We start from the raw sequence: 6,168 nt of genomic DNA, 5'->3' as shown, positions 1-6,168 counted from the left end.
TCGATCGCTGAACTGCAGAGCGACCTTGATGCCTGGATGTAGAGCTACAATGAAACGCGTCCGCATCAGGGGCGATGGTGCTATGGTAAGACCCCGATGCACACCTTCCGGGATGCCATCCCGCTCGCACAGGAGAAGATGATAGCCGCTTGAATACCATCAGACGGAAGAACCCGACCCATCTCCAGGCACTAAATGTCAGATCAAGTCTCAGCTAGCACACATCCTCCGCCTCTCGGCTCAAGAAGGCACCACGATCCCCCGGGACTGAACACCTAGACAACGGACGAACTGAGCTGCGATCCCCGAACAAAAATCACAGCGCGGCCGTCGCCACTTTCACCGGAACTCCGCCACGGCACAGCTCTGGCCTCCGTCCACGGGCAGGCATACGCCGGTCACGAACTTCGCCTCGTCGGAAGCGAGGAATACGGCAGCATTCGCAATGTCCCAAGCGGTTCCCATTCTCCCCATCGGAACGGCGGCATTGCGCGCCGCTACCATTTCATCGACTGAAGTGTATTGGTCAGAAATCTGCTTGTAGATCAGGGGAGTATCGATCAGGCCGGGCATGATGCAGTTCGCGCGGATCCCGTTTCGCGCGTACTGCATGGCGAGCGCCACGGTCGCCTGGTTGACCGCCGCCTTTGTCGCATAATAGGCGAAATACGGATAGCCGGTCCAACGGACCGCCGCGAGCGACGAAATGTTGATGATTGCTCCGCCGCCCTGCAGCAGCATGTGAGGTAGCACAGCCTTTGCGGAACGATACACCGATCCGATGTTCAGATCGAGTGAAGCGGCGAACTGCGCGTCGCTGAGTTCCACCGGGCCGCCCATATGCGTGACCCCAACGTTGTTGTGCAGAATGTCGAGGTGCCCAAAACGCGCGACGGCATTGGCAACCGAATCTTCGACCGAGGCAGTGTCGGTGACATCAGCGGCCACGGCGATCGCGGTACCTCCCTCCTCTTCAATGGTGTGCGCGGTCTCCCGGGCCGCCGCTTCCACCAAATCCACACAACAGACTTGCGCTCCCTCCCGCGCATAGGCGACAGCGGCGGCCTTGCCGTTTCCCCAGCCCGCTCCCGAGGATCCCGCCCCGAACACAATTGCAGTCCTTCCCTTTAAGCGGTTCGCCATGTCCTTCTCCTCTGCCCCCTCCCCGGGCGGAATGCACTCAGCTGCTAACTTCGAGAGCGACTTCCACAGTCATCAGGACTGGATTGTCTCCGCGCGTAAGACGGCCTTCCGAAACGGCACCGGTGTAGTCGACCAGCGCGATATCCAATTCGGCCTCCGGTTCACCCCATTCCCCTGGTGCAATGCGACCGGAATGAATGGCCATTTCGGTCGCAAAGGCGTCAACCGCTCGCCCGTCTTCGTATCGGGCACCGATGGTGCTGCCGACGCCGCCGTGCAACAATGCCCGTGAGATCTTCTGCTCTCGGCAGAAAGCCTCGAGCGCCTGCGAGAGATCCTGATTGGGCCTTAGCCTCAGCGCGAACACCCGCCGCTCTCCAGCGAGGCCCAATGCGGCCTCCGAGACGGGGCCAAACAAGGTGAAGTTCGTCTCGGGATCCGGTTCTGCCTTGTACGCCGCGCCATCGAGACCGATGCCGATGACCTGGATCGGCTCCGCGACGAAGGTCTCCTCAGGCATGACATGGCCGCCGCGAAGGACACCGTCTGCGTCGGTCCAGAACGCGTGACAGTGGAAGAACGGCATCCCATCCCGATGTCCGAAGGTCAACGCTCCCGTACGAATGCGACTCAATCCCGGCGGCCGCAGCGTCGCACTGTAGTAGGCAGCATGTCGCGGTGTTTCCGGGAGCGCAGGTATGACATAGGCAAAAGGAGCAATGGCCCCGCCCTTGAGCCTTAGTACCCCGCTCGTCAGGCCCTGCGCCGCGAAGACGCTCTGGACCGCATCAAGGAGCGGCAGACCCGGTTCGAGATGTGCGGACACTTGCAGGCCCTTTGCCTCGGTCCATTGCACCCGCTCGGACGGTCCAACTCCAGGCTGCTTGATTGATCTCATAACTCTCTCCGGGCTCACCGGCTCATGAACTATGTCGTGTCCCATCTCGCGGAGTGCCGACGTTGTCTTCGCCGAAAGCGCGAGTGCGCCGTGCACGATCCAGAACCGGTGGCACTGCCCCAAAAAACCGACCGAATCCCGCCGGCATAATCTTGAGGCAGCAGGCCGTCAGACAATGAGGGGTTCACGACGGAACTTGGCCGGAAGAACGGACAGCCTGCTCCTCCGTAAGCGAACATGCCGCCCACTGACCGAGCGAAGGCTTTGGATGCGAACCGGATTGAACCGGCCGGGGTGAATCAGAGTAGGTGGCCGCGGGAACTGAGTCGTGGCTGCCCCCTTCATCGTGAGCCTCCCCGGGCGTTCCGTGAGCGATGACAAAGGCGTCATAGCGATGCCTATCCGACGGCAGCCGGCCCTGCAGCTTGCGTCGATGCCAAAGCGGCGCTCGTGCCGGTGATGATACCCGCACTCGTAAAACCGCCGTCGACGCAGATCGTCTGGCCCGTGATGTAGCTCGACTTGCTGTCGTCGAGGAGGAAGACTGCAGCGCCGGCGATCTCCTCGGGAGACCCGTAACGACGCAGCGGTACTGTCGACATCCAGGCCGCACGAGCCTCCTTCGTGTGGACCTCCTTGACGAGCGGCGTCTCGATCGGGCCAGGTGCGATCGCGTTCACGCGGATTCCAAGGGGCGCCAGCTCGACCGCCATGACCTTTGTCATGGTGATCACGCCGCCTTTTGATGCGCCATAGGCGACACGTCCCTCATTCCCCACGATGCCGGACACCGATGCGATGTTGATGATGGATCCGGCTCCGCGCGCCTGCATCCTCTTCGCAGCTTCGCGCGACACCACGAAGCTGCCGATGAGATTGACCTCCAGAATCGTCCGGAAGAGTTCGGCGCTCGTCTCGAGGGCCGGCACATCGCGTCCGATTCCGGCCGAATTTACGACACCGGTCAGCGGCCCGAACTCCGCTTCGCAACTCGCGATGCAGCGGACGATGGCATCCTCGTCCGCAACGTTCAGCCGCTCGAACCGAACATTGCCAGCGGAAGACCCGAAGGTATTCCGGCAGCGATCGAGGTTAGCTTGATCCAGATCCGCGACGACCGCCCGCCAGCCCTCCGCAAGGACTGCCTCGACAATTGCAAGACCGATACCTGAGGCTCCGCCGGTGACGAGTACGGCTTGTTGACGAGACATCGGTCCCTCTCGTTTGAAGTTCACATGACTCTCAGGCTGCAGCGGATGCCCCAGTTGGCGCCGCGGCCGGTTGATCGAGCGGCAGGCAGCCGCGCGCCTCGAGTTCCGCGCGGACGTCCTTCTTCGTGATCTTGCCGTACGCAGACTTCGGCAGAGCCTCCCAGAAAAACACACGCTTCGGGAGCTTGTAGCGGGCGACCTTGCTCTCCAGCCAGGCCAGGAGGTCCCGCTCGTCGAGGTTCGCGTGCGGTCGCAGCACGCAGACCGCCACACCGACTTCACCCCAGGTCCTGTCGGGCACGCCGACAATGGCGACCTCGGCGATGGCCGGATGCGTCAGCAGCTTTTCCTCAGTTTCACGCGGATAGACGTTCGAGCCGCCGGATATGTACATGTCCGAAGCCCGCCCGGTGATGTAGAGGAAGCCTTCCTCATCCATGTGGCCGAGATCGCCCGTCCGGAACCAGCCATCCCGAAATGCCTTCGCGTTCGCGTCCGGGTTGTTGTAGTAGCCCGCGAACACCGCGGGACCGCAGACGCAGATCTCGCCGGTCTCGCCGGGCCTCACCTCGCGGCCTTGCTCGTCCTGGAGCGAGACCTGCATCCCGGTGCGCTCATAGCCACATGTCCCGACCTTCACATGAGGGCCGTCCTCGAGTTCGTGCAGCGCGGGCGGAAGCACCGTGATGTTGCCGGTGACCTCGCCCAGTCCGAAATACTGGACGAGCACCTTCCCGAGCTTCCCGAGCGCGTGCTTCTGATCCTCCCGGTACATGGGCGCGCCTGCGTAGATGACGTAGCGCAGCGAGGAGAGATCGTGTGACTCGACCGAAGGATGCTCGGTCAGCATCTTCACGATGGTCGGCACCGTGAACATGTTCGTGATCCGCCACCGCTCCACCAACCCCCAGGCCTCGTCGGCATCAAATCGGTCGCTCGTGAGCAGGACGGTCTTCACACCGCGCGCCACCTGCACGAGCTGGTGAACACCCGCCCCATGCGAGAGCGGAGCTAACACCAGGGAGGCATCCCGATGGGTCGTGCCCGGCATCAGATCGCAGAGATGGTTCGTGATCACGAACGCCATCTGGCCATGGGTCAGAACGGCGGCCTTCGGGCGGCCCGTCGTGCCCGAGGTGAAGAAAAACCAGCACGGATCATCGTGCTCGACTGACGCCACTGGAGCCGCCTGCCCGGAATGCTGCTCGACGAGAGCATCGTAGTCTTCACCAAACTCCGACGGTCCAATCGAGATGACAAGGCGGATATCCGGGGCGGCTTCGCGTGCCGCCGAGACGTACTCCGGAAAGCCGCTCTGGCAGATCATGGCGGTGGCGCCGCTCGCCTGGCCGAGATAAGCGACCTCGCTCGGCGTCTGACGAAAGTTCGTCGGCACCCAAACCGCGCCGAGCCGGAAGCAGGCGAACATCGACTCGAACATCTGGTTGCAATTCTTGGACTGCACTAGAACGCGATCTCCTTTCCTCACGCCTCTGGCGGCCAGCGCAGCCGCCATCGCGTCCACACGCTGGTCCAGCTCGGCCCATGTCCAGGTCGCCTCTCCCCAGACAAAGCCGATCTCGTCCCCATGCCGCCGCGCCGCCTGGCGTAGAAAATGGGAGAGGTTCATGACCCGCTTGGTGACGGGCGCAACGCCCCCGGCAGGAGCCTGACCGAGAGAGCTCATTTGCGGCGCTCCAGGATCGAGACGTAATTCGCGACGGCTGCGCCGCCCATGTTGAACACACCGGCAAGCTTCGCGTCCTCGATCTGCATGTCGCCGGCCTCATTCATGAGTTGCAGGCAGGCCATGACATGCATCGAGACGCCGGTCGCGCCGATCGGGTGACCCTTCGACTTGAGGCCGCCGGAAGGGTTGACAGGCAAACGACCGTCTTTTTCGGCAATTCCCTCTCGTACGACACGGTACCCCTCGCCCGGAGCCGCGAGTCCCATTGCCTCGTACTCGATCAGCTCGGCAATGGTGAAGCAGTCATGCGTCTCGACGAAGTCGAGATCGTCCAGCCTCACACCGGAATCCGCACGTGCTTTTTCCCAGGCCGTCCGGGCGCCCGCGAAGGCGATGGGATCGCGCCGCGATAGCGGCAGGATATCGTTGACGTGCCGCCGCGCCCGAAACGTGATCGCGCGTTGCAGCCGCTCGGCGGTTTCCTCGTCGGCAACGACGAGCGCAGCCGCGCCGTCCGAAATCAGCGAGCAGTCGGTCCGCCGAAGCGGCGCCGCAACATAGGGGTTCTTGTCAGAGACGGCATTGCAAAACTCGAATCCGAAATCCCGGCGCATCTGCGCATAGGGATTTGAGACACCATTCTTGTGGTTCTTCGCGGAGATGCGAGCGAGCTCCTCGCTGCGGTCGCCGTAACGCTGGAAGTAGTTTTGAGCGATCCGGCCAAACACCCCGGCGAACCCGCCGTCGATGTCGGCTTCCTCTTTCCGGTAGGAGGCACTCAACAGGATGTCGCTCGTCTCGGGGACGCTTTTCGCGGTCATCTTCTCGGCGCCGACGACCAGCGCGACACGTCCGCGGCCACTCTCAACGAAGTCGAGCGCGGTGTAGAGCGCCGCCGATCCGGTCGCGCAGGCGTTCTCAAGGCGCGTCGCCGGCACATGCGCAAGTTCGGGCTGACTAAGGGCAACCTGCGCCGCCTCGAAGCCCTGCTTCGAGAAGCCGTTGTTCATGACACCGACATAGATCCCGTCGACGTCTTCCGGTCCAACTCCCGCATGGGCGAGCGCCTCTCCGGACACGCGGGCCATCAGGCTCTCGACATCCGGATTCTCGAGCTTGCCGAATGGCGTATGAGCCCATCCTACAATGCAACCACGTGTCATGTCTGTTTCTCCACTATCTTCGGATACGAGAGGTGTTGCCTTACTGGGCCTGGACTGGGTGGC

5 protein-coding genes are annotated in these 6,168 nt (G+C 62.7%); all 5 read right to left on the bottom strand.

Annotated features, from left to right (window positions below):
- Positions 1 to 339 precede the first annotated feature (339 nt).
- A complete protein-coding gene (locus BN1233_RS36385; RefSeq protein WP_046868541.1) occupies positions 340 to 1,143 on the bottom strand; it encodes an SDR family NAD(P)-dependent oxidoreductase in 804 nt (267 codons plus the stop codon).
- A 37-nt stretch (positions 1,144 to 1,180) separates the two neighbouring features.
- Entirely contained in the window at positions 1,181 to 2,041 is an 861-nt protein-coding gene (locus tag BN1233_RS36380) for a PCC domain-containing protein (protein ID WP_046868540.1), read from the bottom strand.
- 398 nt (positions 2,042 to 2,439) lie between these two features.
- Positions 2,440 to 3,252: an SDR family NAD(P)-dependent oxidoreductase gene (locus BN1233_RS36375; protein WP_046868539.1), complete on the bottom strand. Its 813-nt coding sequence runs from the start codon at positions 3,250 to 3,252 to the stop codon at positions 2,440 to 2,442.
- A 31-nt stretch (positions 3,253 to 3,283) separates the two neighbouring features.
- Positions 3,284 to 4,939 (bottom strand): acyl-CoA synthetase, encoded by a 1,656-nt coding sequence (locus BN1233_RS36370; protein ID WP_046868538.1) that lies wholly within the window; start codon positions 4,937 to 4,939, stop codon positions 3,284 to 3,286.
- Positions 4,936 to 6,105, bottom strand: coding sequence for an acetyl-CoA acetyltransferase (locus BN1233_RS36365; protein WP_046868537.1), 1,170 nt, complete (start codon positions 6,103 to 6,105; stop codon positions 4,936 to 4,938). Before BN1233_RS36365 ends, BN1233_RS36370 begins: the two co-directional genes overlap by 4 nt.
- Positions 6,106 to 6,168 lie beyond the last annotated feature (63 nt).

Origin of the sequence: Microvirga massiliensis (assembly GCF_001006805.1) — a bacterium.
Classification (GTDB): Bacteria; Pseudomonadota; Alphaproteobacteria; order Rhizobiales; family Beijerinckiaceae; genus Microvirga; species Microvirga massiliensis.
Note: the sequence above shows the minus strand (reverse complement) of the source record. Positions and strands in the feature narration are given on the sequence as shown.

What these genes read in the sequence shown, in the direction of transcription:
- BN1233_RS36385 (WP_046868541.1), bottom strand. Translation starts at nt 1,143, where the DNA reads ATGGCGAACCGCTTAAAGGGAAGGACTGCAATTGTGTTCGGGGCGGGA.
- BN1233_RS36370 (WP_046868538.1), bottom strand. Translation starts at nt 4,939, where the DNA reads ATGAGCTCTCTCGGTCAGGCTCCTGCCGGGGGCGTTGCGCCCGTCACC.
- BN1233_RS36375 (WP_046868539.1), bottom strand. Translation starts at nt 3,252, where the DNA reads ATGTCTCGTCAACAAGCCGTACTCGTCACCGGCGGAGCCTCAGGTATC.
- BN1233_RS36380 (WP_046868540.1), bottom strand. Translation starts at nt 2,041, where the DNA reads ATGAGATCAATCAAGCAGCCTGGAGTTGGACCGTCCGAGCGGGTGCAA.
- BN1233_RS36365 (WP_046868537.1), bottom strand. Translation starts at nt 6,105, where the DNA reads ATGACACGTGGTTGCATTGTAGGATGGGCTCATACGCCATTCGGCAAG.